Origin of the sequence: Achromobacter piechaudii NBRC 102461, assembly GCF_001571245.1 — a bacterium.
Classification (GTDB): Bacteria; Pseudomonadota; Gammaproteobacteria; order Burkholderiales; family Burkholderiaceae_B; genus Achromobacter; species Achromobacter piechaudii.
In genome coordinates, this window is record NZ_BCTK01000005.1 from 455,739 (window position 1) to 480,061 (window position 24,323).

The following is a 24,323-nucleotide window of genomic DNA, read 5'->3' on the forward strand; positions in this document are numbered from 1 at the left end:
CAGGCAGGGGCCTTGTGCGCGGAAAACCGCGTGCGTCAGGTCAGGGCGCGGCCTTCTTCTTGAAGTCGCCCGCGACGGCGGTGCTGAAGCCATCCGGACGCAGGTACTTGCGCAGCGCGGCGTTGACCGCATCGGGCGTCAGCGCAGAGATCTTCTTGTCCATCTCGGCCGACCATTCAAACGTGCGGCCACGTTGCAGGTAGTCGAGCCAGGTGCTGGCCAGGATGTCGTCTTGCGCACGGGCCAGGTTGCGGTAGTTCAACAGCGCGTTGATGCCATCGGTGATTTCCTTGTCGGTAAAGCCGTCTTTCAGCACGCGCGCCAGTTCTTCGCTGATCGCCTTTTCCAGGCGCTTGCGATTCTGCGGTGCGTAGATGGCGTACATGGTCCAGCTGGCGCTCGGTTCGAACGAGGAGACCGACAACGAGCTGCGCACGTTGTAGGACAGGCCCTCGGTTTCACGCACGCGATTCCACAGGCGTGACGTTTCCGACGCACCGAACAGATAGTTGCCCAGATACAGCGCCGCGTAATCAGCGTCGGTGTCTTGCAGCTTGAGCGGCATACGCGACAGGTAGAACGCGTTGGCCTTGTCGGGCGTGTCGATGTCGAACTGCTTGGCCGGGATGTCGCGGTACGGATTGGGCACTCGCGTATAGGCCGGCGCCTTTTTCCAACCGGCCAGGCCCGACTTGATGGCCTTCTCGACGGCTTCGGGTTCGAAGTCGCCCACGGCGGAATACTCGATCTTGCCGGTTCCGTAGAACTTGGCGTGGAACTTCACGAGTGCGTCGCGGTTCAGCGCACGGGCGCTGGCCAGCGACTCTTCAAACGTCGGCACGTAACGCAGATCGTCGACGGGCCACGGATTGTCCTGGCGGGCCAGGGTGCGTCCGGCCAATGCCGAGGGTTCGGTCATGGCGTTTTGAATCGACGTTTCCATCTGGCGCTGGTACTCGTCCAGCTGCTCTTTGGGGAAGTTGGCGTTGCGCACGATGTCCAGCGCCAGGGCGGTCAATTCGGGCAGGTTTTCGCCCTTGGTCGACATGGCGATCTTCAGCGTGGTGCCGCCGCCGCTAAAGCCCAGTTCGGCTTGCAGCTTGTCCAGACGATCCTGGATGTCCTGGCGCGACAGCTTGGCCGTGCCGCGTATGAGCAGGTCAGCGACCGCGCTGGCATTCACGCGCTGGCCGCGCAGGTCTTTCTCGTTGCCGAACTGAATCAGCATCTGCGCCTGCACGCGGTTGCCGCGCGTGGCCTTGGGCAAGAGCGCCAATTGGACCGGCCCGTTGGCCAGCTCCAGCTTCTTGCGTTGCGTCAGCTTGTCGATGTTCTCGGGCGTGGGGTCGAAGGCGGACGCGGCCTTGAAGTCCGGATCGCCCTTGTAGTCCTTGAACACGGCGGTCAGGTCGACGCGCTCGGTCTGCGGCGCGCGCAAGGGCTTTTCCGTGGGAATGTAGCGGCCTTCGATGCGGTTGCTCTGCACCAGGAAGGTGGTGGCGGCCTTCTGGACTTCAGCCAGGGTCGCCTTGCGGGCGCGATCGCGTTGCAGGAAGAACAAGCGCCAGTCGCCAGCGGCGATAGCTTCGGACAGCGCCACGCCGACCTGCTCGGGGTCGCTGTAGGTCTGCTCCCATGCGGTCAGCCACTTGCTGCGGGCACGGTCCAGCTCTTGTTGAGTGAAGGGCTTCTTGCCCAGCGATTCGAGCGTGCCCGTCAAGGTCTTCATGGCGGCGTCCAGGTCTTTGCCCGGCGGCAGTTGCGCGCCGAACATCGCCAGGCCCGGATCGCGGTTTTCCATGGTGAAACCAAACACGCCCGAGGCCATCTTCGTGGCGACCAGCGCGTGATAAAGACGGCCAGAAGGCGTGTCCGACAGGATCACCGTGGCCAGGTCCAGCGGGACGAAATCGGGGCTGCCCGCGGCGGGGATGTGGTACATCGCGGCCACCAGCGGCGTGCCGCCGGTGCGTCGCAGCGTGACCGAACGTTCGCCGTCCTGCACCGGTTCGACGGTGTACTCAGGAGGAAGCTTGCGGTCCGGCTTGGGCAGTTTGCCCAGCGTCTGTTCGATATCCGCCAGGGTGGCCTGCGGATCGAATTTGCCCGCCACGATCAGCACGGCGTTATCGGGCTGGTAATACTCGTGATAGAAGGCGCGCAGCTGGCCGATGTCCACGTTTTCGACGTCGGAGCGCGCGCCGATGGTGTTCTTGCCGTAGCTGTGCCACTGATAGGCAGCGGCCTGCATCTTCTGCATCAGGATGCGCGACGGGCTGTTTTCGCCGCTTTCCATTTCGTTGCGGACCACCGTCATTTCCGAGTCCAGGTCTTCCTTGGCGATCAGGGAATTGACCATGGCGTCGGCTTGCCAGCCCAGGTACCACTTGAGCGTGTCGGGGTTGGCCGCGAAACTGGCGAAATAATTCGTCCGGTCGCTGGAGGTCGAACCATTGGCTTGCAGGCCCCGGCGCGAAAACTCGCCCATCGCGTTGCGCGTGGTGGACGTGCCTTTGAACAGCATGTGTTCCAGCAGGTGCGCCATGCCGGTCTGGCCGTAGTTCTCGTTGCGAGAGCCGACCAGATAAGTCATGTTGACCGTGGTCGAGGGCTTGGATTCGTCGGGTACCAGCAGCACCCGCAGGCCATTGGCCAGACGATATTCGGTGATGCCTTCAATCGAGGCGGCCTCCGAGACGCCGGCCGGAAGATTGGCGGCGCCGGCCTGGAAGGCCAGGAAGGAGGAGAACAGCAGCGCACCCAAGGGGCGCGGCAGCTTCGATAGGGACAGGCGCATGGCAGAGAATTCCTTTCGCATGGCAGAATCCGTTGGAGTGTATACGTTGGCGATGGTTCAGGGGCATGGACCTGGGCGCTTGAAAAGGAACTGCGACATGTCGTTATCTCTTGAAGTAGAAACGCCGCGTCTTGTGCTTCGGCAATGGCGTGCCGACGACCGCAAACCCTTCGCGGCGATGAACGCCGATCCTCGCGTCACGGAATTCCTGTTGCCGCTATCCCCCGAACAAAGCGATGCGCTGGCGGCGCGGCTGGCGGCGGGCATAGACGAGCATGGCTGGGGCCTGTGGGCAGTGGAGGCGCCCGGCGTGGCGCCTTTCATCGGCTTTGTCGGCATCAAACCCATGCCGCCCACGCTGCCGTTTGCGCCGGGCGTCGAAGTGGGTTGGCGGCTGGCTCTGCCTTATTGGGGGCGGGGCTATGCCAGCGAAGCCGCCGAAGCGGCGGTGCGCGTCGGCTTCGAACAGGTCGGGCTGGACGAAATCGTGGCGTTCACCGCAGTGGGCAATCAGCGTTCGCGCGCGGTCATGGCGCGACTGGGCATGCAGCCTGACGAGGGGACATTCGATCATCCCGCCCTACCTGAAGGGCATCCGCTTCGCCAACACGTGCTGTATCGGCTGCATCGGGACCAGTGGCGCCGCCAGAATAACGGTGACGCAGACGCAGGCGGCATGCCGGTTGCGGCCGCATAAGGGGCTGCAAGCCGCGTCGCTAGAGGGTGCTGCACCGCAACATCCTTCGCGCACAAGGCAAATTTGAGGTGACCGGGCTTGCGGGTGTAAGCTTTTTCAAACGTAGTAGCTGTTGCCGACGGGATGCGCGACAGCCGTCTACCCGGCTTCCCGTCCAACGCCAGACGCCGCTCGATGCGCGGCGCCGGTGCTTGTCGTTCGCGCCTTCGCTGCCGGCATCCTGCCGGCGCATTTTTCGGAGGAACGACCCATGCTGACCGAAATCGTCACGCGTGCTTTGTCCCAATTGACCGGTAGCGCCCTGAACGGCGACGGAATCAAAGGACAGTTTCAGTACGCCTATGCCAGTGATGACGGCCAATTCGTGGCCATACTGACCCACGATATGACCACCTATGTGGTGGACCTGAACACACAAAGATATTTTGCCGAGTGCGGCGGTTCGCCCCGTGGGTTTGCCGGGCATGTGCTGGAAATGGAAGGTGCGGCGGCGCGCAGCCATCCCTGGCCGGCCGCCAATGATCTGTTTGACCTGGACATGGATGCGGACGAGCTTTCCTGGCGACAATGCCCCGGTCTGCGGCATGCGTCCGCCCCCAACCGATCTGTGGAGAGCCGCGCCGCCTAAGAGTGGCCAGAAGCGGCAACACCTCATTGAACCGGCGAACTCGCCGGTCTTTTTTTTGTGCGCCGCCGTTTCGCGACGGATATTCAGAGGGGGCGCGCCATTACACTCCCGCCATGAACTCGCCCGCCGAAATCCGCGCCCCACAAGGCGCCACCCTTGTCGACTGCACGCATGCGCGCCATGCGGATCAGATCCTGGCCATCTTCAATGACGCCATCGTCAATTCGACGGCGCTCTACGATTACAAGCCCCGGCCCCCCGAAGCGATGCAGGGCTGGTTCCAGGCCAAGCAGCAGGGCGGCTTTCCGGTGGTCGGCTTCGAGAATGAGGCAGGCGAGCTGATGGCATTCGCCAGCTACGGCACGTTCCGCGCGTGGCCCGCGTTCAAGTATTCCGTAGAACATTCCGTCTACGTGGATGCGCGCTTTCGCGGCCAGGGCCTGGGCATAGCGATGATGCAGGTCTTGATTGAACGGGCGCGCGCCAACCAGGTGCACGTACTGGTCGGCGGTATCGACGCGTCGAACACGGGCAGCATCCACCTGCACGAGAAGCTGGGCTTCACACACGCCGGCACGATCCGCCAGGCGGGCTTCAAATTCGGCCGCTGGCTGGATCTGGCGTTCTATCAGTTGACGCTGGACACGCCCGAGCAGCCGGTGGACGGCTGACGCGCTGCCCCGGCGTTATTTGGAAAGCACCCGCATGGCCTGTTCCAGGCCGGCGACGGTCACGGGGTACATGCGGTCCTGCATGATGTCGCGCATCAGCGCGATGGACTGGCGGTATTGCCACGACGCGGTGGGCTCCGGGTTCAGCCACACCGATTTCGGCCACGCGTCCAACAGACGCCGCATCCACTCTGCACCGGGTTCTTTGTTGTAGTGCTCGACCGATCCGCCCGGTTGCAGGATTTCGTACGGGCTCATGGTGGCGTCGCCCACGATGATGAGGCGCCAGTCCGGGTTGTACTTGCGCAGCACGTCCCAGGTATCGAAGCGCTCGTTCTGGCGCCGGCGATTGCTCTGCCACAGGCTTTCGTACGGGCAATTGTGGAAATAATAGACTTCCAGATTGCGGAATTCGCTGCGGGCCGCCGAGAACAGTTCTTCCACGCGGCCGATGTGATCGTCCATGCTGCCGCCCACGTCCAGCAGCATCAGCACCTTCACGGTGTTGTGGCGTTCGGGCACCATGCGCAGGTCCAGATGTCCGGCGTTGCGCGCCGTGCTGGCGATGGTGTCGTCCAGGTCCAGTTCCAGGTCGGCGCCTTGGCGCGCAAAGCGGCGCAGGCGGCGCAGCGCCACCTTGAAGTTGCGCGTGCCCAGTTCAACCTGATCGTCGTAGTCCTTGAACTGGCGCATGTCCCAGACCTTGACGGCCGACCGGTTGCCAGCCGATTCGCCGCCCACGCGGATGCCTTCCGGGTGGTAGCCGCCATTGCCAAAGGGCGACGTGCCGCCCGTACCGATCCACTTGCTGCCGCCCGCATGACGCTCTTTCTGCTCTTGCATGCGTTCTTTGAACATCTCCATCAGCTTGTCCCAGCCGTGCTTTTCGATGGCGGCCTTGTCTTCTGGCGACAGGCTCTTTTCGAACTGCTTGATCAGCCAGTCCAGCGGAATTTCCTTGCCCGCCGGCAATGCGGCCTCGATGCCCCGGTAGTACGCGCCGAACGCTTTGTCGTAGCGGTCGTACAGCGATTCGTCCTTGACCAGCGTGGCGCGCGCCAGGAAGTAGAACTCGTCCAGCGTGGGCGCCATCAGGTCGTGGCGCAGCGCGTCCACCAGGGTCAGGTATTCCTTGACCGAGACAGGCAGCTTGTGCGCCCGAAGGTGATAGAAGAAGTCGATCAGCATGTGCGGGCCACCGGTAGCTGCAAGATCAGCGGCGCTGGCCGCCGCGGGTCATGGCCGCCAGGCGTTCCAGCAGATGCACGTCCTGCTCGTTTTTCAGAAGCGCGCCCGCCATCAGGGGCACGGCCGTGGCGGTGTGTGCGTCGATTTCCGCGGCCGTGGCGTTTTCGGCCAGCAGCAGGCGCAGCCAGTCCAGCAGCTCGGACGTGGACGGTTTTTTCTTCAGGCCGGGCGCATCGCGCAGCGCAAAGAACGTGTCCAGCGCCGCGCGCAGCACGTCCTGCTTCAAGTGCGGATAGTGCACCGCCACGATGTCGCGCATCGTTTCGCGGTCGGGAAAGCGGATGTAGTGAAAGAAGCAGCGGCGCAGGAACGCGTCGGGCAGATCTTTTTCGTTGTTGGACGTGATGATGACCAGCGGGCGATGACGCGCCGAGATGGTCTCGCGCGTTTCGTACACATGGAATTCCATGCGGTCCAGTTCACGCAGCAGGTCGTTGGGGAATTCGATGTCGGCCTTGTCGATCTCGTCGATCAGCAGCACCACCGGCTCGTCGGCCTGGAAGGCTTGCCACAAGGTGCCTTGCACGATGTAGTTGCGGATATCGCGGACTTTTTCGTCACCCAGCTGCGAGTCGCGCAGGCGCGAAACGGCATCGTATTCGTACAGGCCCTGGTGCGCCTTGGTGGTGGACTTGATGTGCCATTGCAGCAGCGGCCGCCCCAATGCGCGCGCCACTTCTTCTGCCAGCATGGTCTTGCCGGTGCCGGGCTCGCCCTTGATCAGCAAGGGGCGCTGCAAAGTCAGGGCGGCGTTGACGGCCAGTTTCAGGTCATCGGTGGCGACATAGCTGTCGGTCCCGTTGAAGCGGGCAGGCGAGGCGGAGTGTGCGGACTGGGCTGCGGACATGGGCTGATGGCTTCCGAGGATTGACGGTGATCAATACCTATCGCAAGGTATTAATCCTGAGCAATTATCGTACAATCAGGCGGTTTTGCAGTTGGGTTCGACCCGCAACGTGTTTGCAGGGGGCCGACGTGTGAGCAGGCCCTAGTCCTTAAGCCATACCAAGAAGAGCCATTCCAATGAAGTTGCGAACCTCTCTGAAGTGCACGGTTTCCGTGTTGGCCGCGATGGCGTCCTGTGCGATCGCCGGCCAGGCTGTTGCTGCTGACGCAGCGCCTGTCGGTAATATCCAAAATGCCCGCGACAAGGTCTCCATGTGCATCGGGTGCCACGGCATCGAAGGCTACAAGGCGACGTTCCCCGAGCTTTATCACGTGCCGATGATTGCTGGCCAAAACGCCAAGTACATCGAAACCGCCCTGAACGAGTACAAGAAAGGCGCGCGCAGCCATCCTACGATGGACGCCATTGCCGGCAGCCTGTCCGACCAGGACATCGCCGATCTGGCCGCGTACTACTCGAATCTGAAATAAGGGGCAAACAATGAATCGCACGATGCTTGCCCTTGTGGGCGCGACTTTCGCCATGGCGGGCGCCGCCGTCCAGGCGCAGGACCTGTCGGCCGGCAAGGCCGTATTCGATAAATTCAATTGCGCGTCATGCCACGGCGCAGACGCCAAGACCGCGGTGGATCCGGCGTATCCCACGCTGGCTGGCCAGCATGCCGACTACCTGTCGCATGCGCTCAAGGCCTACAAGCGCGGGGCCTCCGGCAGCGCGGCCACCGCCAACGTGCGCAAGAACCCCATCATGGGCGCTTTTGCCACGCAGTTGTCCGACCAGGACATTTCCAACGTGTCGGCATGGCTGGCTTCCCAGCCCAGCGACCTGGGCGTGCGCAAGTAAGTACGCCTTAAAGGCTGGCGCGTCGGCGGATCAGGTCGATGTAGGTGTCGCTGTCCAGCGGCGTGCCCAGTCGTTGCGCTTCCCAGACCACTTGCCCCAGGCATTCCATGATTTCATGGGCTGCCTGGTGGGCGTCCGAGCGCGCCGTCAGCTGTTGGTAGGCCAGACGGATGCCGGGCGGATGGTCGATGGACAATTGCTCCGCGATGGCCAGGTGCATGGACAGGTGCAGGAACGGGTTGGTGCGTCCTTTCTCCACCGCGTATTCCATGGTCATCGCCTCGGGGCTTTCAAGGTCGCCGTGGTATTCGGGATGCTCGATGATCCAGTCCAGTGCGATGGCCTCGAGCGGGGTCAGCACCTCGTTGGCGCGGTGCTTGCGCCAGGTGTCGATAAAGAATTCGCGGACTTGGTCGCGTGAGGGATTGAACATCGGCGGGGGACGGAATGCGGGCTGTAGACGCATTATTTTACCGCGCGCCCGAATACCGCCGGTTGCCCCCGGCCCTTTGCGATATAGAATTGGTTGCTATCCGCTACCCGGTGTGCGGTCCGACAGGGCGTTGTTCCCTGCGGAATCGGACGCTTTCCGATGCGGTGCGTGCAGAAAAACCACCCGGAGCAAATGGAGCATTCATGTCCTACCAACATATCAAGGTTCCCGCTGGCGGCCAGAAAATCACGGTTAACGCTGATTTCTCGCTGAATGTGCCTGAACAGCCCATCGTTCCCTTCATCGAAGGCGACGGCACGGGCGCTGACATCACCCCGGTGATGATCAAGGTTGTCGACGCGGCCGTGCAGAAAGCCTACGGCGGCAAGCGCAAGATCCATTGGATGGAAGTCTATGCGGGCGAAAAGGCCACCAAGGTCTACGGCCCGGACATCTGGCTGCCCGATGAAACCCTGGAAGTCGTCAAAGACTACGTGGTCTCCATCAAAGGCCCGTTGACCACGCCGGTCGGCGGCGGCATCCGCTCGCTGAACGTGGCGCTGCGACAGCAACTGGACCTGTACGTCTGCCTGCGCCCGGTGGCGTACTTCAAGGGCGTGCCTTCGCCGGTGCGCGAACCCGAAAAGACCAACATGGTGATCTTCCGCGAGAACTCGGAAGACATCTATGCGGGCATCGAATACATGGCCGAAAGCGAGCAGGCCAAGGAACTGATCCAGTTCCTGCAAACCAAGCTGGGCGTCAAGAAGATCCGCTTCCCGAATACGTCGTCCATCGGCATCAAGCCCGTGTCGCGCGAAGGCACCGAACGCCTGGTGCGCAAGGCCGCGCAATACGTCATCGACAACGACCGCACGTCGCTGACGCTGGTGCACAAGGGCAACATCATGAAGTTCACGGAAGGCGGCTTCCGCGACTGGGGCTACGAGCTCCTGCAAAAGGAATTTGGCGCGCAGCTGATCGACGGCGGCCCGTGGTGCAAGTTCAAGAACCCCAAGACGGGCCGCGAGATCATCGTCAAGGACGTGATCGCCGATGCCTTCCTGCAACAGATCTTGCTGCGTCCGGCCGAATACGACGTGATCGCCACGCTGAACCTGAACGGCGACTACATCTCGGATGCGCTGGCCGCGCAAGTGGGCGGCATCGGCATCGCGCCGGGCGCCAACCTGTCGGATTCGGTGGCCATGTTCGAGGCCACCCACGGCACCGCGCCCAAGTACGCAGGCAAGGACTACGTCAATCCCGGTTCCGAGATCCTGTCGGCCGAGATGATGCTGCGCCACATGGGCTGGACCGAAGCCGCCGACCTGATCATCTCCAGCATGGAAAAATCCATTCTGTCCAAGAAGGTCACGTATGACTTCGCCCGCCTGCTGGAAGGGGCGACGCAGGTGTCGTGCTCGGGCTTTGGCCAGGTCATGATCGAAAATATGTAATTCGCGGCTCGTCCGCCGAAAGGTCCGCTGAACCCGCCCGCCTTTATGGCGGGCGGGTTTTGTCTAACTTATCCGCATGAAGCGCGCTGGCGCTTACGCTGTTCTTTCCAGGTTGATCGCTGTGCCCCGACTGTATGTTTCCCTGGCCACCTGGCTCGTATTGCTGGTCCCCGCACTGGCGCTGACCAGTCCGGTGGGCGGCCCCGCCGTCCTGTACCTGAGCGCCCTGATCGCGCTGACCGCCCTGGCCGTCAACGCGATAAAGCATTACGAGCCCATGGACTTTCGCGCCTTGTGGCCGATGTCGCTGGTGCTGCTGCTGCCGCTCGCCTGTATGTTCATCACCTCGGCCGTGCAAGGTCTGTGGAGCAATTCCGAGCTTGAAAAACTGTTGCGCTTTGCCTTGGCGCTGCCCGTGCTGTGGCTGTTGCTGCGCGCGCCGCGCACGTGGTTGAAGGCGGTGCAATGGAGCGTGCTGGTGGGCGCGCTGGCGGGCGCCATGCTGCTCATCGTCACCATGGAGACGGTCGGTCGCAATGGCATGGTGGACGTGGGCGGGCGTTACAACGCGGTGGCGTTCGCCAACCTGACGCTGCTGTTTGGCGGCATGACGCTGCTGTCCCTGGGCTTTGGCGCCTGTACTCGCTGGCCCCGCCTGGAAACCGCCGTCAAGGTGGCGGTGGCCTTGCTGACCGTTTACGCCACCTGGAAATCCGAGACGCGCAGCAGCTGGATGCTGTTGCCGATCCTGGCGCTGGTGTTCCTGCTGGGCCTGCGCAACTGGAGCCGTCGCCACAAGGTCTATTGCGCGGTGGCGCTGTGCGTGGGGCTGGCCGTCAGCGCCACCGCCATCTGGACGTTCAGCAGCCGCATGCACGAGATCTCGGGCGACGTGCAGGGGTTTGCAACCTCGTCCAATCGAGACACGTCCTTCGGGATCCGTTTGCAGCTGTGGCACGCGGCCTTGCTGATGTCTGAAAAAAGCCCGATCGTCGGCGTGGGCCCCAGCATGTTCCGCGAGGAACTGCGCCAGTTGCAGACGCAGGGCATCGTGACCCAGGAGGTGGTCGAAGGTTTTGGCGAACCCCACAACGACATGTTGGGGGCGCTGTCGGGCTACGGCCTGCTGGGTTTGATGACGATCCTGGCCCTGTACCTGGTGCCGGCCGCCGTCTTTTTCAGGCGCGTGGCCAGCGATGACCGCGTGATCCGCGTGGGCGCGCAGTTGGGCTTGCTGTTCTGCCTGGGATATTGCGCGTTCAGCCTGACTGAAATGATGTTCCGGAACATGCGCAGCGTGCCCAATTATTCGCTGATCGTGGTCACGCTGATCGCGCTGACCACCCCACGCCCGTCCGAGCGGCGTTAGGGCAATCCGCGCGGGCAACGCCCGCCTTGAGGCAAACCATGAACGCAAGGCGTCCCGCGCCTTGCGTTTTTTTATTCGGGCTTGCGTTAGATCAAGCCGCCTGCGGGAGCTTGGTGAAAACCCTGCATCTTGTCCGTATCCTGACGCCACGCAAATATAAACAGTCACATTCTGCCGCTAATGGTTTCATGCGGGCAGAAAGGCAATAAAGGAAATCGGGTGAAGAACTCCAGTCTGCGCAGAGAGTTGTTGTGGTTCGTTTTCGCGATTGGCGCCGCCGTGCTCGCGCTGGGAGGCTGGGACGCGTGGCAGCGCCGGGCAGAAATGCTGGAGGATCGCAAGACCGAGCTGCGGCACGTCTTGGACCTGTCCGCCGGCATCCTGCGCAACGGCAAGCAAAGCGTCAGTGAAGGCATGCCGTTGGCCGAAGCCAAGCGCAACGTCGCGCGGCGGCTGGCGCAACTGCGGTATGGGGCCGATGGCTATGTCGGCGCGTTCGGCGACGACTACGCCCTGCTGGTGCATCCCGACCCCAAGCTGGTGGGAACCAATGTGCGCGACATCAAGGATGTAGACGGCCTGCCCATCTTCCAGCGGCTGTACGCCGATGGCAAGGCGGGGGGCGGCTATGTCCGCTATCGCTTTCCAAGGCCCGGCGCGGACGAGGCGCTGCCCAAGATCAGCTATGCGGCCTACGACGCGGAATGGGGCTGGCTGCTGTTCACGGGGCTGTATGTGGACGATGTGGAAGCGGCGTTCTACCAGACGCTCTGGCGTCAGGGCAGCGTGACCATTGGTTTGCTGGCGCTGCTGCTGGTGGCGGCGCTGCGGTTTTTCCACACCCACGTGATCCGCCCGCTGGACGAGGCCGTGTCGCTGTGCGAACGGGTGGCCAATGGGGATCTGGCCGGCGAAGTATCGAATCATCATCGGGGTGAAATCGGGCGGCTGTTCGAGGCCATGGCGCGCATGCAGACTCGGCTGGAAGTCGCCCTGCGCAGCATCGTGCAGTCCACGGGCTCGATCGCGGCCGCCTCGCGCCAGATCGCGGCGGGCAGCCTGGACCTGTCGGACCGCACCGAGAAGCAGGCGGCCGCGCTGGAGCAGACGGCGGCCAGCGTCGAAGAGATCACCGCCACCGCCAGGCAAAGCGCGGAACACGTGCGGCAAGTGAGCGGGCTGGCCAGCCAGTCGGCGACCCTGGCGCGCCAGGGCAGCGAGGAAACCCAGCATGCCATCGATGCGATGCGAGAGATTTCCCAAAGCTCGCAGCGCATCGGCGAGATCATCAGCGTGATCGACGGCATTGCCTTTCAGACCAACATCCTGGCGCTGAATGCGGCCGTGGAGGCGGCGCGCGCCGGTGAGCAGGGGCGGGGGTTTGCGGTGGTGGCCGGCGAGGTGCGGGCGCTGGCCCAGCGCTCGGCCACGGCGGCCAAAGAGATCAAGGGCCTGATCGACACCTCGTCCGAGTCGGTCGCGCGCGGCAGCGAACGGGTGGGTCAGGCCAGCGCCACAATGAGCAGCGTGCTGGAATCGGCCGCCACCAGCGCGCCGCTGATGGGCGAGATCGCCACCGCGTCGGCGGAACAGAGCGTGGGCATCGAACAGATCAATCAGGCCGTCACGCATCTGGATAGCGTGACCCAGCAGAACGCAGCGCTGGTGGAAGAATTTGCCGCGTCGGCCTCGACCCTGCACGACCAGGCCGACGACCTGGCGCGCGCCGTGTCGGTGTTCAAGCTGTCTGCAAGCGTCCCGGCAGGCCGGGCACCGCGCCCAGTGCTCGTTGCAAGCGTGAGCTGAGTTCGCGGCTGGCGGGCATCATGGGCAGCCGCAGCTCGTCGGCGATCAGCCCTTGCATGGCCAGCGCGCGCTTGATCGGCGCTGGGTTCGGTTCCGAGAACAGCAGCCGGATCAGGCCGCGCAAGGGTTCAAAGCATGCGCGCGCGGCCTCGGCATGGCCGGCGCGCGCCAGCCGCATGACTTCGACGTAGTGCTCGGGAAACAGGTGTGCGCCGGCCGGGATGGCGCCGGCGCCTCCGGCCAGCCAGTGATCCGGCAGCGCCAGGTCATCGCCGCACAATGCCGGCAGCCGCCCCCGCGCGTTCAAGGTCGACAGCACGCCAGGGTTGCATTCCTTGACGGCGCTGAAGCCGGGCAAGAGCGCAAGCTTTTCCATCGTCTCGACGGTCATCGTCACGCCGGTCCGCTTGGGGATGTTGTACAGAATGATCGGACGCTGCGTGGCCCAGGCGACCTGCCGGTAATGCCAGAGTATGCCGGCTTGCGAGGGTCCCAGGTAGTAGGGAGGCGGCACCAGATAGCCCGCGGGCGCCAGCTTGTCCAGCCGTCGGATGGCGGTCGCCACCCCGCGCGTATCGACGCCACCGACGCCAAAGACCAGCGGCAGCGCGTGCGGATCGCTGGCGATGGCAGAGGCCATGTCGATCTTTTCGGACAGACTCAGCAGATTGCCTTCCCCCGTGGAGCCGAACAGCACCAGCCCGGCGATGCCGGCATTGCGGTAGTAGCGGGCCAGCGCCCGCGCCGCGTCCAGATCCACGTGGCCATCGCGCAGCGGCGTGACCATCGGCAGCCAGATTCCATCGAATGCGGTCTTTACGGTCATGTCCATGGTTCACCGCAGCGTGATGGCCGGGGCCAGGCGCACCGCGCCGAATTCCGCCTGCGGCAAGCCGCGCATGACGGCATGCATCAGATCATCCAGTTCGCTGCGGACGCATTGCAGTTGCAGCGTGCTTTGCGCCTGCGCGTGGTCAACCGACAGCAGATAGACGCCGATGCGCTCGCCCAGCGCGCGGTGCAGGGCAAGACGCAGCTTCAACGCATCCAGCGTGTCGATCCTGACCGTCAGCGCGACGCGCTCGGAGGCGGGCGCGGATGCTGCGCGGCAAGTAGCGGGAGAGATCGGAAGGTGGCGGGTCTGTCGGGCAGTCATGGTCGGGGAGCGGCGCGGATCGGCGCTTGGAGCCGTCCGCGTTTGCGGTGGTTGATGACGATTCCACTATAGGAATCGCCTCGTAAAACGTGCCGATAAAAGCGGGCGCGGCGCGTAAAAAACGCGTCAACGCCACGCGCCATCAAAACGTCTTGGTCAGCGACAGCAGGGCCGTCGCGCGGCCCAGGTCGCGGCCGTGCGTATTGGTGTAGACGGCGCGGTCCGCATTGGTGTCCAGATAGGCCAGCGACACCGACAGGCCCTGGCCCATGTCGCGCGTGACGCCCAGCTTCCAGTCCGTGTATGACCCGTTGTCGACGTTGCGCACGATCTGGCGGCCGACGTGGGCGTTCAGCGTCAGGCCCCACAAGCCGGTATCGAAGTTGGCGCCCAGGTCCAGGTATTGGCTGTACTTGCTGTCGGCAAAGCCGAACAGGTTGGTGAGTGCGATCGAATACTTGAACGTCACGGGGCCGTAGCCGATACCAGCGTACAGCTCGGTGGTGTCGGGGCTGGTGTAGCCCGAGGGATAGTCGCCGGGGTAGTAGTACTGCAAGACGCCCAGATCCACCGGTACGCCGGGTGCGAGTTCGCCCTTGTAGCCGCCGTAGAAATCCATTTCGATGGGGGCGGAGACGGCGCTGTTGCTGTCTCCCAGCCAGCTGATGCTGGAGTTCCAGTTGCCCAGGTAGAAGCCGCTGGCGTGCACCAGATCGACGCCGCCCTGGATGGCGGGCCGGTTGTTGGATTGCATCAGGCCGCGATAGCGGTACTGGCTGGCCAGCGTGACGTTGGCGGTCAAAGTGATGTCGCTGGCGGCGGCTGGTGCGAGGGCGGCTTGCGGCGCGTCCGGCTGGGGCGCATCCGTCTGGACGGCGGCGGCTTGCGAGGCGTTCACTGCGGTGGAGAGCGCAAGCAGTGCAAGCGCGGCCAGGATGTTGCGGGGCATGGAAAACTCCTGCTGTTCGATGGGATCGCAACAATAGGAGGATCGGCATAAAGCGCGAGACAAGACTCGCGCCGCGCGTGTAAAGAAGGCGTCAAGCGCGGGCGTTAACCGGCGAAACGATATCCCACGCCGATTTCCGTCATCAGGAAAACGGGTTGGGCGGGATCGGCTTCCAGCTTCTGGCGCAGGTGGCCCATGTAGATGCGCAGGTAGTGATTGCTTTCCACGTGCGAGGGGCCCCAGACCTCGCGCAGCAGCTCGCGGTGCGTCATGACCTTGCCACGGTGCGCCAGCAGCGCGGCCAGCAGCCGATATTCCATGGCGGTCAGGTGCACGTGCTGGCCGTTGCGTTCGACGACGCGCCGCGCGAAGTCCACACGCACGTCCCCGAACGTGATTTCAGCGGCGTTGCCCGCCCCGCCGCGCGCATGCCGGCGCAGCAGCACGCGCAGCCGCGCCAGCAGTTCGCTGACGCCAAAGGGCTTGGTCAGATAGTCGTCCGCGCCCGCGTCCAGCGCCGCCACCTTGTCCGCTTCGGCGCTGCGGGCCGACAGCACCAGCACCGGCACTTGCGTCCAGGCGCGCAATTCGCGGATGAGCGTCATGCCGTCCTCGTCGGGCAGGCCCAGGTCCAGCACGATGGCGTCGGGCTGGCGCGTGCCGGCTTCGATCAGGCCGCGCTTGACGGTGTCGGCTTCGTGGACGGCGCAACCTTCGCTTTCCAGCGCCTGGCGCACGAAGCGCCGGATGTTGGCGTCGTCTTCAATGATCAGAACGGTGGGCTGATAGTCAAACATGCGCAAGTCGATCAAAGGGGTTCGGGAGGCATCGCGGGGGGCGTGCCCAGCGGCAGGGAGAATACGAATTGCGCGCCGCTGGCCTGGCCCGGCGTGTGCTCGACCCAGATGCGGCCATGGTGGGCCGAGATGATGGCTTCGCAAACCGCCAGGCCCAGACCGACGCCGGGCGTGGCGGATTCGCGCTCGCCCCGCGTGAACTTCTCGAAGATGCGGCGTTCCGCGCCAGGCGCCACGCCCGGGCCATTGTCGCTGACGGCCACGCGCAGTTCGTCGTCGTGGACCGCCGCATGCAGATGCAGCGTGCTGCCCGCAGGCGTGTACTTGGCGGCGTTCTCCAGCAGATTGCACAGGACGCGTTCGATCAGCACGCCATCGCATTCCACCAGCGGCAGTTGCGACAGGCTGCCGACCGTGACGTGATGCGCGGACAGCGGCTCGCGCATCGCTGCCAGCGACGCGCCCACCAGTTCTTCAATCGATTGCCACTCCAGGCGCAGCGGCGTATCGCGGCTTTGCAGGCGCGCCATGTCCAGCAGGTTGACCACCAGCGCGTGCATGCGCTGCGCCTGTTCGCGCATGGCGCGCACCGTGTCCTGCACATCGGGGGCAAGCGTGGCCTGCTGGCGCGTCAGCGTGTCGGTCATGCCGATCAGGCTGGTGAGCGGGGTGCGCAGGTCGTGCGACACGGCGGCCAGCAGCGAATTGCGCAGGCGTTCGGATTCCATGCTGACCAGCGCTTGCTGCGCCACTTCCACGTAATGCAGGCGTTCCAGCGCAATCGCGATCAGCGTGGCGTAGGCCTCGATCTGACGGCGCGAGTCGGGGTGCGAGAACAGGCTGCGGCGCGGCGCGGCCAGCGCCAGCACGCCGCGCGTGCGCATGGGGGCTTTGAGCGGCAGGTACAGCGAATCGCTGTTGGACAGGGTGGCGGTGCCCGCGCCCGCGGGCTGGCCGTGATCGTAGACCCACTGAGCCAGCGCCGATTCCAGGGGCGGCATGTCGTCCGGCGCGGGCGAGGCAAGTTTCAGGCGGTCGTCCAGGCCCAGGATGTACAGCGCGCAGCGTGAGCCGAACGTGGCGTGCACGAAGGCGCTGGCGGACGCCACGATCTGCTCGGGCAACAGCGCCGATGACAGTTCGCGCGCGAATTCGTACAGGCTGCGTGCATCGGCTTCGCGCTTGACCGAGGCCTGCGCCTGCAAGCGCAGGCCGGCCGTCAGTTGCCCGATCAGCAAACCCACGGACAGCAGCACGGCGAAGGTCAGCAGGTACTGCACGTCCGACACGGCAAACGAGGCCAGCGGCTGCACGAAGAAGAAATCGAACAGTCCTACGCTGACGACGGACGCCAGCGCGGCGGGACCGCGCCCGTGACGCAGCGCCACGCCCACCACCGCCAGCAGAAACAGCATGACGATGTTGGTCTGGTGCAGCACCGGGAAGGCCAGCATCGACAGGCCCGTGGCGGCGGCGCAATAGCACAGCGCCCAGGCATAGCCGGGCCAGGGCGATGGTGCGCGCTCGTTGGCGCCCTGGGCCGCGCGCCGGCCCAGCGTGAGCGGGTCGCGGCCCGGCGCGGGGCTGGCGGGCAGCGGCGGGGCGCCCAGCCGGATGATGTCGATTTCGGGGCAGCCGGCTGCCAGCATGTCGGCGAAGCTATGCCGGCGCCACAGCCAGCCGGGCGTGATGGCCGCCGTCAACAGGGCCGAGATGGACAGGCGCAAGCGGTGCAGGCCGGTGGCGCGTGTGCGGCCGATGACGGCCTTGGTGATGTTGTGGCGGCGCACGTAGCGCACGACGGCTTCGACCATGTCGCCGCCGGCTAGTGTTTCGGTGCGCGCGCCCAGCGAGTCGGCAAACGCCAGCGTGCGCTGCATGCGGTCCTGCTCGGCCTGCGGCGTGGGCGCGGCGCGCGGCGTGTCGATGGTGACGACGTGCAGATCGCAATCCAGCTGCTGGCTCAGTCGGTGCGCGCTGCGGATGACGTATTCGGCATCGATGTCCGGCCCGATGCAGGCCACCACGGCTTCGCGCGTGCGCCACACCGGTTCGATGGCTCGGTCGCGCCGATAGGCCTGCACGTCGTCATCGACGTGATCGGCGGTGCGGCGCAGCGCCAGTTCGCGCAGCGCGATCAGGTTGCCCTTGCGAAAGAAATTGCGCGTGGCGTGACGGGCCTGTTCGGGCAGATAGACCTTGCCTTCTTTCAGGCGGCGCAGCAGCTCGTCCGCCGACAGGTCCACCAGGATGACTTCGTCGGCCGCATCGAAGACCTCGTCGGGCACTGTCTCCCAGACCCGCACGCCGGTGATGCTGCCCACGGCTTCGTTCAAGCTGTCCAGGTGCTGCACGTTCAGCGTGGTCCAGACGTCGATGCCGGCCGCCAGCAATTCCTGGATGTCCTGCCAGCGCTTGGCGTGGCGCGAGCCGGGCGCGTTGGAGTGCGCCAGCTCGTCCACCAGCACCAGCGACGGACGGGCGGCCAGCGCGCCGTCCAGATCGAACTCTTTCAGGACGTGGCCGCGATACGCGACGTCTTTCAACGGCAGGACCGCCAGGCCCTCCAGCAGCGCGGCGGTCTCGCGGCGGCCATGGGTTTCGACGATGCCTGCCAGTACGTTGGCGCCCTGCGCGGCGTGCGCGCGGGCCGCGACCAGCATGGCGTAGGTCTTGCCCACGCCGGCCGACGACCCGAAGTACACGCGCAGCTTGCCACGCACCGCTTGGCGGGCGGCGGCGTCCAGGGTCTTCAAGAGCGCGTCGGGATCGGGACGCTCGCCAGCAATATCAGCCATGAACGCGCGGGTAAAGGGTGGAAAAGGCTGGCGATACTATACGCCGGGCCATCAGCGGGCCGGGCGCAATTGATCCAGCGCCAGGTTCAACGTCAGCACGTTGACCACCGGGTCGCCCAGCACGCCCAGCCAGGGTTGCTCGGTATGGGCCTTGATCAGCGCATCGACCTGGGCTTGCGGCAGATGGCGGGCGCTGGCCACGCGAGCCGCCTGGTAAGCGGCGGCGGCCGGGCTGATGTGCGGATCCAGGCCGCTGCCAGACGCCGTGATCAGGTCCACCGGCACGGGCAGGGGATTCTGCGGGTCGGCCGCTTTCAGCGCCGCGATACGCGCCTGGATCGCCTCGGCCAGCGCGGGATTGCGCGGGCCCAGGTTCGAGCCGCCCGAGGCGCCGCCGTTATAAGGCATGGGCGCGGTGGCCGAAGGCCTGCCCCAGAAATACTCGGGCGAGGTGAATGACTGGCCGATCAGCGCCGAACCGACAATCTTGTCGCCCTCTTTGATGAGCGAGCCGGCCGCTTCGTGCGGGAACACCACGGCCGCGACGCCGCGCGTGAGGAAGGGATAAGCCAGGCCCGTCACCAGGGACAGGGCCGCGAAGACCACCAGCGCGGGGCGCAGGATGCCGCCGGCGCTGGGGGGGGAAGACAGTGTGTTTTTCATGATGAATTCCTTGCAAGGAGTGGGGCGGGCGGCTTAGACCCAGCCCAGGGCGGCCAGCACCATGTCGACCAGCTTGATGCCGGCGAACGGCACCAAAAGGCCGCCCAGGCCATAGATGAGCAGGTTGCGGCGCAGCAGCACCGATGCGCCCAGGGGCCGATAGCGCACGCCCTTGAGCGCCAGCGGAATCAGCACGACGATGATGAGCGCGTTGAAGATCACGGCTGACAGGATGGCCGAGGCCGGCGTCGTCAGGCCCATGATGTTCAGCACGTTCAACTGCGGATACACGGTGGCGAATGCGGCCGGGATGATGGCGAAGTATTTGGCCACGTCGTTGGCCACGCTGAACGTGGTCAGCGCGCCGCGCGTCATCAGCATCTGCTTGCCGATCTCGACGATTTCGATGAGCTTGGTGGGGTTGGAATCCAGATCCACCATGTTGCCGGCTTCCTTGGCGGCCTGCGTGCCCGAGTTCATCGCGACGGCCACGTCGGCTTGCGCCAGCGCGGGCGCGTCGTTGGTGCCGTCGCCCGTCATCGCCACCAGCCGGCCTTCGGACTGATAGGCGCGGATCAGTTTCAACTTGGCTTCGGGCGTGGCTTCGGCCAGGAAGTCGTCCACGCCGGCTTCGGCGGCAATGGACGCGGCGGTCAGCTTGTTGTCGCCGGTAATCATCACCGTCTTGATGCCCATGCGACGCAGCTCGGCAAAGCGCGATTGGATACCGGGCTTGACGATGTCTTTCAGTTCGACCACGCCCAGCGCGCGATTGCCGTCGCTGACCAGCAAGGGCGTGCTGCCGCGCCGCGCCACATCTTCAGCCAGGCGCACGACGGCTTCGGGCGCCGTGGCGCCTTGCGAGCCGACCCAGGCCTGGATGGCGTCGACCGCGCCCTTGCGGATCATGCGTCCTGCCTGATTCACGCCGCTCATGCGCGATTGCGCCGTGAAGGGCACGAATTCCATATCGTTCGTGGCGCGCGCCGGGGCGTGCAGCGTTTTGTCGGCCAGCGCCACGATGCTGCGGCCTTCCGGCGTTTCGTCGGCCAGCGAGGCCAGGCGCGCGGCCTCGGCCAGTTCGCGCGGGGACACGCCGGGGGCGGGCAGGAAGGTCGAGGCCTGGCGGTTGCCGAAGGTGATCGTGCCGGTCTTGTCCAGCAACAGCACATCGACGTCGCCCGCGGCTTCCACCGCGCGGCCCGAGGTGGCGATGACGTTGGCGCTCATCATGCGGCTCATGCCCGCCACGCCGATGGCCGACAGCAGGCCGCCGATGGTGGTGGGGATCAGGCAGACGAGCAGCGCCACCAGCACGGTCACCGTGACCACCGCGCCGCCACCGGCCGCGCTGACCGCGTAGATCGAGAACGGCATCAGTGTCACGACCACCAGCAGGAACACCACCGTTAAGCCGACCAGCAGGATGGTCAGCGCCAGTTCGTTCGGCGTCTTCTGGCGCTTGGCGCCTTCCACCATGGCGATCATGCGGTCCAGGAAGCTCTCGCCGGGATCGGCCGCGATGCGCACGAAGATCCAGTCGGACAGCACCCGGGTGCCGCCCGTGACAGAGGAGAAGTCGCCGCCGGACTCGCGGATGACCGGGGCCGACTCGCCGGTGATGGCGCTTTCGTCGACGGAGGCCACGCCCGCGATGACCTGGCCGTCGCCGGGAATGGTCTGGCCGGCTTCGACCAGCACTACATCATCACGGCGCAGCAAGCCGGAGGGCTGGCTGACTGCGCGGTCGCGCCATTGGCCGGGCTGCGCGTCGCGAGCATCGGCGTCGCGAAAGCCCTTGAGCAGTTGCGCATCGATGGTGGTGCGCAGGCCGCGCAAGGTCGCCGCCTGTTGTTTGCCGCGTCCTTCGGCCAGTGCTTCGGCGAAGTTGGCGAACAGCACGGTGAACCACAGCCACACGGTGATTGCCAGGATGAAGCCGGCAGGGGCTTCGGCCTGGCCGCGTAGCGCCATGACCCACAGCAGCGTGGTGAGCAGGCTGCCCACGTAGACCACGAACATCACCGGGTTCTTCAACTGCGCGGCGGGCGAGAGCTTGCGCAGGCTGTCCAGCACGGCCGGCCCGACGAGCGAGCGCGACCACATGCCGAACGGACGGTCCTGCACGGCGACAGCGGGAGCGGGGGCGGCGCCGCCGCCCGCGCTGGAGGTTGGCATTTCAATCTTGGCCATGTTGTTTCCTAGCCTGTTGCATTCAAGGTTGCAGGTGTTCCGCGACCGGGCCCAAGGCCAGCGCGGGCACATATGTCAGGGCGCCCACCAGCAGCACCGCGCCGATCAGCAGCACGACGAAGAGCGGTCCGGTGGTGGGCATGCTGCCGGCCCCTGCGGGCAGGCGGCGCTTGGCGGCCAGCGACCCGGCCATCGCCAGCACCGCGACGATCACGGCGAAGCGGCCAAACCACATGGCGATGCCCAACAGGACGTTGTAGAAGGGCGTGTTGGCGGACAGTCCGGCGAACGCGCTGCCGTTGTTGTTGGCGGCGGAGGACAGGGCGTAGAGGATTTCGGAGAAGCCGTGGATGCCCGGATTGAGCACGCCCGCCTGTCCGGCCGATACCGACACCGCCAACGCCGTGCCGCCCAACACCAGCAGCGGCGTGGCCAGGATGACGATGGACACCATCTTCATGTCGTAGGCTTCGATCTTCTTGCCCAGGTATTCCGGTGTGCGGCCGATCATCAGCCCGGCGATGAAGACGCCCAGGATGGCGAAGGCCAGCATGCCGTACAGGCCCGATCCCACGCCGCCAAACACGACTTCGCCCAGTTGCATCAGCAGCATCGGCGGCAGGCCGCCCATGGCGTTGAGCGAATCGTGCATGCCGTTGACCGCGCCGCAGGAGGCGGCGGTGGTGATGGTGGCAAAGAGCGAGGTCGCGGCGATGCCGAAGCGCGTCTCCTTGCCTTCCATGTTGCCGCCCGGCGAGAAGGCGGTGACTGCGCTGTCCGCGCCAGCCTGGGCGGCCATCGGGTTGGCCTGCTGTTCAAAGTAGGCGGTTCCGATCGCGAAGACGGCAAACAGCACGGTCATGGCCGCCAGGATCGCCATGCCCTGGCGCCGGCTGCCCACCATTTCGCCGAACGAGAAGCACAGCGCGGCGGGGATCGCCAGGATGGCCAGCATCTCCAGGAAGTTCGCCAAGGGCGTCGGGTTCTCGAACGGATGGGCCGAGTTGGCGTTGAAGAAGCCGCCGCCGTTGGTGCCCAGCAGCTTGATCGCTTCCTGCGAGGCGACGGGACCCATCGCCAGCGTCTGGGTCGAGGTGACGGCGGGATCGGTCACGGGCTGACCCTTGGCGTCCAGCACGGGCTGGCCTTGCGCGTCCACGCGCGGCTGGTCGTAATGCAGGGCCTCGACCGTCTGCACATCCTGGTAGGGGCTGAAGTTCTGGATCACTCCCTGGCTGACCAGCGCCAATGCCAGCACGAACGACAGGGGCAGCAGCACATAGAGCGTGCAGCGGACCATGTCGGTCCAGAAGTTTCCCACGGTGGCGCTGCCGTGGCGAGCCAGGCCCCGGATCAGCGCGAACAGCACCGAGATGCCGGTGGCGGCCGAGACGAAGTTCTGCACCGTCAGCGCCAGCATCTGGGTCAGATAGCTCATCGTGGCTTCGCCGCCGTAGCCTTGCCAGTTGGTGTTGGTGACGAAGCTGATAGCCGTATTCAGCGCCGAGTCCGGCGATACGGGGCCCATGGCCGCGGGATTGAGCGGTAGCACGCCTTGCGCGCGTTGCAGGGTGTACACGACCACGACGCCGACGATGTTGAAGGCCAGCACGGCCAGGGCGTAGCGCTTCCAGCCCATTTCCGCCTGCGGGTCGATGCCCCCAAGACGGTAGATGCCGCGCTCAAGCGGGCGGCCCCAGGCGGTCAGGCGGGACTGCCCGTTTTCCATGGCGATACGGATATAGCGTCCGAGCAAGGGCGCGATCGCGAGCAGGACTGCCAGGTACAGGACCAGCAGTCCGATGAATTCGGCGGTCATCAGAATTTCTCCGGTTTGAACAGGGCGACCAGCAGGTAGACGAACAGCAGGGCGGCGGTCAGGCCGCTGATCCAATAGAGCCAGTTCATGAGGGCTCTCCGGAGGTCAGGGTTTCGCAAAACCTGAGCAGGGCGACCGTCAGCGCGGCCATGACGGCGAAGACGGCGATAAAGATGGCATCCACGTTTTTCCTCCCGGGAGCAGGGCTCCCTTCGAACGACGGGCCTGCGCGGCAAAAGCGGATGCGCGCCGGGCAGGCCAGGTGACCAATCAGGACACCGGCAGGTTACGGAGCAGGGGATAAAAACGGGATATAGGTTCGAGAGGGGGGTGTAAATACAAAATAAATGTGGGCCCCCACGCCGCGCTCGCTTCGCTCGCTTGCTGCCCCCCGAGGGGGCTGCCCCGCCTTGGGGCGGCCCGGCGGCGGGGCGGGTGGAAGTGGTGAGGGTGTTGCGCTTCGCTGCGCTTGCTTGCTGCCCCCCGAGGGGGCTGCCCCGCCTTGGGGCGGCCCGGCGGCGGGGCGGGTGGAAGTGGTGAGGGTGTTGCGCTTCGCTGCGCTCGCTTGCTGCCCCCCGAGGGGGCTGCTCCGGCTTGGGGCGGTTCGGCGGCGGGGCGGGTGGAAGTGGGTGAGGGTGTTGCGCTTCGCTGCGCTCGCTTGCTTTCCCCGCCGAGGGGCTGCTCCGGCTTGGGGCGGTTCGGCGGCGGGGCGGGTGGAAGTGGGTGAGGGTGATGCGCTTCGCTGCGCTCGCTTGCTCTTTCCCCCCGAGGGTGCTGCCCCGGCTTGGGGCGGTGCGGTCACGGGGCGGATCGCGCGCCCGATTCCGGGCATTACGGGGTGGCGGCTGTCATATTTCGGGATGGGGGCGATTCCTGAATTTGGCTCAATTTGGGGTTTTTCGCCAAAAAATCCCAATATTTAGTACATCACGGTCATTTTGCACTGTTGTGGTGCGTGGAATATGTAAATGAATGCTCCGTCTTAGGGCATTCCCCTAGTGTGGCGTTCACGCACTTGGTGCAGAATCTCTTCCCATGCAGGTGAGGAGACAAAGCCCTGCATGGGCAAATACCGGCGGCACCGGTACA

Annotated in this window: 21 protein-coding genes; 8 read left to right on the forward strand and 13 right to left on the reverse strand. The window is 65.1% G+C overall.

Annotated features, from left to right (window positions below):
- Positions 1–40: 40 nt before the first annotated feature.
- A complete protein-coding gene (locus API01S_RS08815) occupies positions 41–2,797 on the reverse strand; it encodes a M16 family metallopeptidase (RefSeq protein WP_061304161.1) in 2,757 nt (918 codons plus the stop codon).
- A gap of 97 nt (positions 2,798–2,894) precedes the next feature.
- Here API01S_RS08815 and API01S_RS08820 point away from each other — a divergent pair, with 97 nt between their 5' ends.
- The 3 genes from API01S_RS08820 (at position 2,895) to API01S_RS08830 (ending at position 4,793) form a co-directional block, all read left to right on the forward strand.
- Entirely contained in the window at positions 2,895–3,494 is a 600-nt protein-coding gene (locus API01S_RS08820) for a GNAT family N-acetyltransferase (RefSeq protein WP_061304164.1), read from the forward strand.
- A 250-nt stretch (positions 3,495–3,744) separates the two neighbouring features.
- Positions 3,745–4,122, forward strand: a complete 378-nt coding sequence (locus tag API01S_RS08825) for a hypothetical protein (RefSeq protein ID WP_039882841.1) — start codon at positions 3,745–3,747, stop codon at positions 4,120–4,122.
- A gap of 113 nt (positions 4,123–4,235) precedes the next feature.
- A complete protein-coding gene (locus API01S_RS08830) occupies positions 4,236–4,793 on the forward strand; it encodes a GNAT family N-acetyltransferase (protein ID WP_006217803.1) in 558 nt (185 codons plus the stop codon).
- A gap of 15 nt (positions 4,794–4,808) precedes the next feature.
- On the opposite strand, the gene API01S_RS08835 is transcribed toward API01S_RS08830, so the two are convergent.
- Together API01S_RS08835 and API01S_RS08840 are read right to left on the reverse strand one after the other, a co-directional pair.
- On the reverse strand, positions 4,809–5,981 hold the full coding sequence (locus API01S_RS08835) for a vWA domain-containing protein (RefSeq protein WP_006217804.1): 1,173 nt from the start codon (positions 5,979–5,981) through the stop codon (positions 4,809–4,811).
- A 25-nt stretch (positions 5,982–6,006) separates the two neighbouring features.
- The gene (locus API01S_RS08840; protein WP_006217805.1) at positions 6,007–6,888 is read right to left on the reverse strand and encodes an AAA family ATPase; all 882 of its coding nucleotides are present in this window, start codon (positions 6,886–6,888) and stop codon (positions 6,007–6,009) included.
- Positions 6,889–7,064: 176 nt separating this feature from the next.
- Here API01S_RS08840 and API01S_RS08845 point away from each other — a divergent pair, with 176 nt between their 5' ends.
- Positions 7,065–7,418 carry a c-type cytochrome gene (locus API01S_RS08845; protein WP_006217806.1) on the forward strand — a complete coding sequence of 118 codons (354 nt, stop codon included), beginning with the start codon at positions 7,065–7,067 and terminating at the stop codon, positions 7,416–7,418.
- 10 nt (positions 7,419–7,428) lie between these two features.
- On the forward strand, positions 7,429–7,791 hold the full coding sequence (locus API01S_RS08850; protein WP_039882843.1) for a c-type cytochrome: 363 nt from the start codon (positions 7,429–7,431) through the stop codon (positions 7,789–7,791).
- Positions 7,792–7,798: 7 nt separating this feature from the next.
- On the opposite strand, the gene API01S_RS08855 is transcribed toward API01S_RS08850, so the two are convergent.
- Complete coding sequence (locus API01S_RS08855; protein WP_006217808.1) at positions 7,799–8,224, reverse strand: DUF1841 family protein; 426 nt, start codon at positions 8,222–8,224, stop codon at positions 7,799–7,801.
- A gap of 203 nt (positions 8,225–8,427) precedes the next feature.
- On the opposite strand from API01S_RS08855, the gene icd reads away from it, so the two are divergent.
- The 3 genes from icd to API01S_RS08870 all read left to right on the forward strand — a co-directional run bounded on the left by icd (position 8,428) and on the right by API01S_RS08870 (position 12,859).
- Positions 8,428–9,684 carry an NADP-dependent isocitrate dehydrogenase gene (gene icd / locus API01S_RS08860; protein ID WP_061304166.1) on the forward strand — a complete coding sequence of 419 codons (1,257 nt, stop codon included), beginning with the start codon at positions 8,428–8,430 and terminating at the stop codon, positions 9,682–9,684.
- 121 nt (positions 9,685–9,805) lie between these two features.
- The gene (locus API01S_RS08865) at positions 9,806–11,053 is read left to right on the forward strand and encodes an O-antigen ligase family protein (protein ID WP_061304624.1); all 1,248 of its coding nucleotides are present in this window, start codon (positions 9,806–9,808) and stop codon (positions 11,051–11,053) included.
- Between the two features lie 219 nt (positions 11,054–11,272).
- The gene (locus API01S_RS08870; RefSeq protein ID WP_006217811.1) at positions 11,273–12,859 is read left to right on the forward strand and encodes a methyl-accepting chemotaxis protein; all 1,587 of its coding nucleotides are present in this window, start codon (positions 11,273–11,275) and stop codon (positions 12,857–12,859) included.
- On the opposite strand, the gene API01S_RS08875 is transcribed toward API01S_RS08870, so the two are convergent.
- The 9 genes from API01S_RS08875 to kdpF form a co-directional block, all read right to left on the reverse strand.
- On the reverse strand, positions 12,792–13,691 hold the full coding sequence (locus tag API01S_RS08875) for a dihydrodipicolinate synthase family protein (RefSeq protein WP_006217812.1): 900 nt from the start codon (positions 13,689–13,691) through the stop codon (positions 12,792–12,794). The two genes, API01S_RS08870 and API01S_RS08875, sit on opposite strands and share 68 nt — an antisense overlap.
- Positions 13,692–13,694: 3 nt before the next feature.
- A complete protein-coding gene (locus API01S_RS08880) occupies positions 13,695–14,015 on the reverse strand; it encodes a hypothetical protein (protein ID WP_082305944.1) in 321 nt (106 codons plus the stop codon).
- 142 nt (positions 14,016–14,157) lie between these two features.
- Positions 14,158–14,964, reverse strand: a complete 807-nt coding sequence (locus tag API01S_RS08885) for a TorF family putative porin (protein ID WP_061304167.1) — start codon at positions 14,962–14,964, stop codon at positions 14,158–14,160.
- 104 nt (positions 14,965–15,068) lie between these two features.
- Entirely contained in the window at positions 15,069–15,761 is a 693-nt protein-coding gene (gene kdpE / locus API01S_RS08890) for a two-component system response regulator KdpE (RefSeq protein ID WP_039882845.1), read from the reverse strand.
- Positions 15,762–15,772: 11 nt separating this feature from the next.
- Positions 15,773–18,559 carry a sensor histidine kinase gene (locus tag API01S_RS08895; protein ID WP_061304170.1) on the reverse strand — a complete coding sequence of 929 codons (2,787 nt, stop codon included), beginning with the start codon at positions 18,557–18,559 and terminating at the stop codon, positions 15,773–15,775.
- A 51-nt stretch (positions 18,560–18,610) separates the two neighbouring features.
- Complete coding sequence (kdpC, locus tag API01S_RS08900; protein ID WP_006217817.1) at positions 18,611–19,222, reverse strand: potassium-transporting ATPase subunit KdpC; 612 nt, start codon at positions 19,220–19,222, stop codon at positions 18,611–18,613.
- Positions 19,223–19,255: 33 nt separating this feature from the next.
- The gene (gene kdpB / locus API01S_RS08905) at positions 19,256–21,415 is read right to left on the reverse strand and encodes a potassium-transporting ATPase subunit KdpB (RefSeq protein ID WP_061304172.1); all 2,160 of its coding nucleotides are present in this window, start codon (positions 21,413–21,415) and stop codon (positions 19,256–19,258) included.
- A gap of 22 nt (positions 21,416–21,437) precedes the next feature.
- Positions 21,438–23,234 carry a potassium-transporting ATPase subunit KdpA gene (gene kdpA / locus API01S_RS08910; RefSeq protein ID WP_006217819.1) on the reverse strand — a complete coding sequence of 599 codons (1,797 nt, stop codon included), beginning with the start codon at positions 23,232–23,234 and terminating at the stop codon, positions 21,438–21,440.
- A complete protein-coding gene (gene kdpF, locus API01S_RS08915) occupies positions 23,234–23,323 on the reverse strand; it encodes a K(+)-transporting ATPase subunit F (protein ID WP_039882847.1) in 90 nt (29 codons plus the stop codon). Before kdpF ends, kdpA begins: the two co-directional genes overlap by 1 nt.
- Positions 23,324–24,323 lie beyond the last annotated feature (1,000 nt).

Excerpts from the sequence above, each read along its gene's own strand:
- API01S_RS08830 (WP_006217803.1), top strand. The coding sequence starts at position 4,236 with ATGAACTCGCCCGCCGAAATCCGCGCCCCACAAGGCGCCACCCTTGTC.
- API01S_RS08825 (WP_039882841.1), top strand. The coding sequence starts at position 3,745 with ATGCTGACCGAAATCGTCACGCGTGCTTTGTCCCAATTGACCGGTAGC.
- kdpC (WP_006217817.1), bottom strand. The coding sequence starts at position 19,222 with ATGAAAAACACACTGTCTTCCCCCCCCAGCGCCGGCGGCATCCTGCGC.
- kdpF (WP_039882847.1), bottom strand. The coding sequence starts at position 23,323 with ATGAACTGGCTCTATTGGATCAGCGGCCTGACCGCCGCCCTGCTGTTC.
- API01S_RS08840 (WP_006217805.1), bottom strand. The coding sequence starts at position 6,888 with ATGTCCGCAGCCCAGTCCGCACACTCCGCCTCGCCTGCCCGCTTCAAC.
- API01S_RS08835 (WP_006217804.1), bottom strand. The coding sequence starts at position 5,981 with ATGCTGATCGACTTCTTCTATCACCTTCGGGCGCACAAGCTGCCTGTC.
- kdpE (WP_039882845.1), bottom strand. The coding sequence starts at position 15,761 with ATGTTTGACTATCAGCCCACCGTTCTGATCATTGAAGACGACGCCAAC.
- API01S_RS08815 (WP_061304161.1), bottom strand. The coding sequence starts at position 2,797 with ATGCGCCTGTCCCTATCGAAGCTGCCGCGCCCCTTGGGTGCGCTGCTG.
- API01S_RS08875 (WP_006217812.1), bottom strand. The coding sequence starts at position 13,691 with ATGGACATGACCGTAAAGACCGCATTCGATGGAATCTGGCTGCCGATG.
- API01S_RS08845 (WP_006217806.1), top strand. The coding sequence starts at position 7,065 with ATGAAGTTGCGAACCTCTCTGAAGTGCACGGTTTCCGTGTTGGCCGCG.
- API01S_RS08820 (WP_061304164.1), top strand. The coding sequence starts at position 2,895 with ATGTCGTTATCTCTTGAAGTAGAAACGCCGCGTCTTGTGCTTCGGCAA.
- API01S_RS08850 (WP_039882843.1), top strand. The coding sequence starts at position 7,429 with ATGAATCGCACGATGCTTGCCCTTGTGGGCGCGACTTTCGCCATGGCG.
- API01S_RS08895 (WP_061304170.1), bottom strand. The coding sequence starts at position 18,559 with ATGGCTGATATTGCTGGCGAGCGTCCCGATCCCGACGCGCTCTTGAAG.
- API01S_RS08880 (WP_082305944.1), bottom strand. The coding sequence starts at position 14,015 with ATGACTGCCCGACAGACCCGCCACCTTCCGATCTCTCCCGCTACTTGC.
- icd (WP_061304166.1), top strand. The coding sequence starts at position 8,428 with ATGTCCTACCAACATATCAAGGTTCCCGCTGGCGGCCAGAAAATCACG.
- kdpB (WP_061304172.1), bottom strand. The coding sequence starts at position 21,415 with ATGGCCAAGATTGAAATGCCAACCTCCAGCGCGGGCGGCGGCGCCGCC.
- kdpA (WP_006217819.1), bottom strand. The coding sequence starts at position 23,234 with ATGACCGCCGAATTCATCGGACTGCTGGTCCTGTACCTGGCAGTCCTG.
- API01S_RS08855 (WP_006217808.1), bottom strand. The coding sequence starts at position 8,224 with ATGTTCAATCCCTCACGCGACCAAGTCCGCGAATTCTTTATCGACACC.
- API01S_RS08885 (WP_061304167.1), bottom strand. The coding sequence starts at position 14,964 with ATGCCCCGCAACATCCTGGCCGCGCTTGCACTGCTTGCGCTCTCCACC.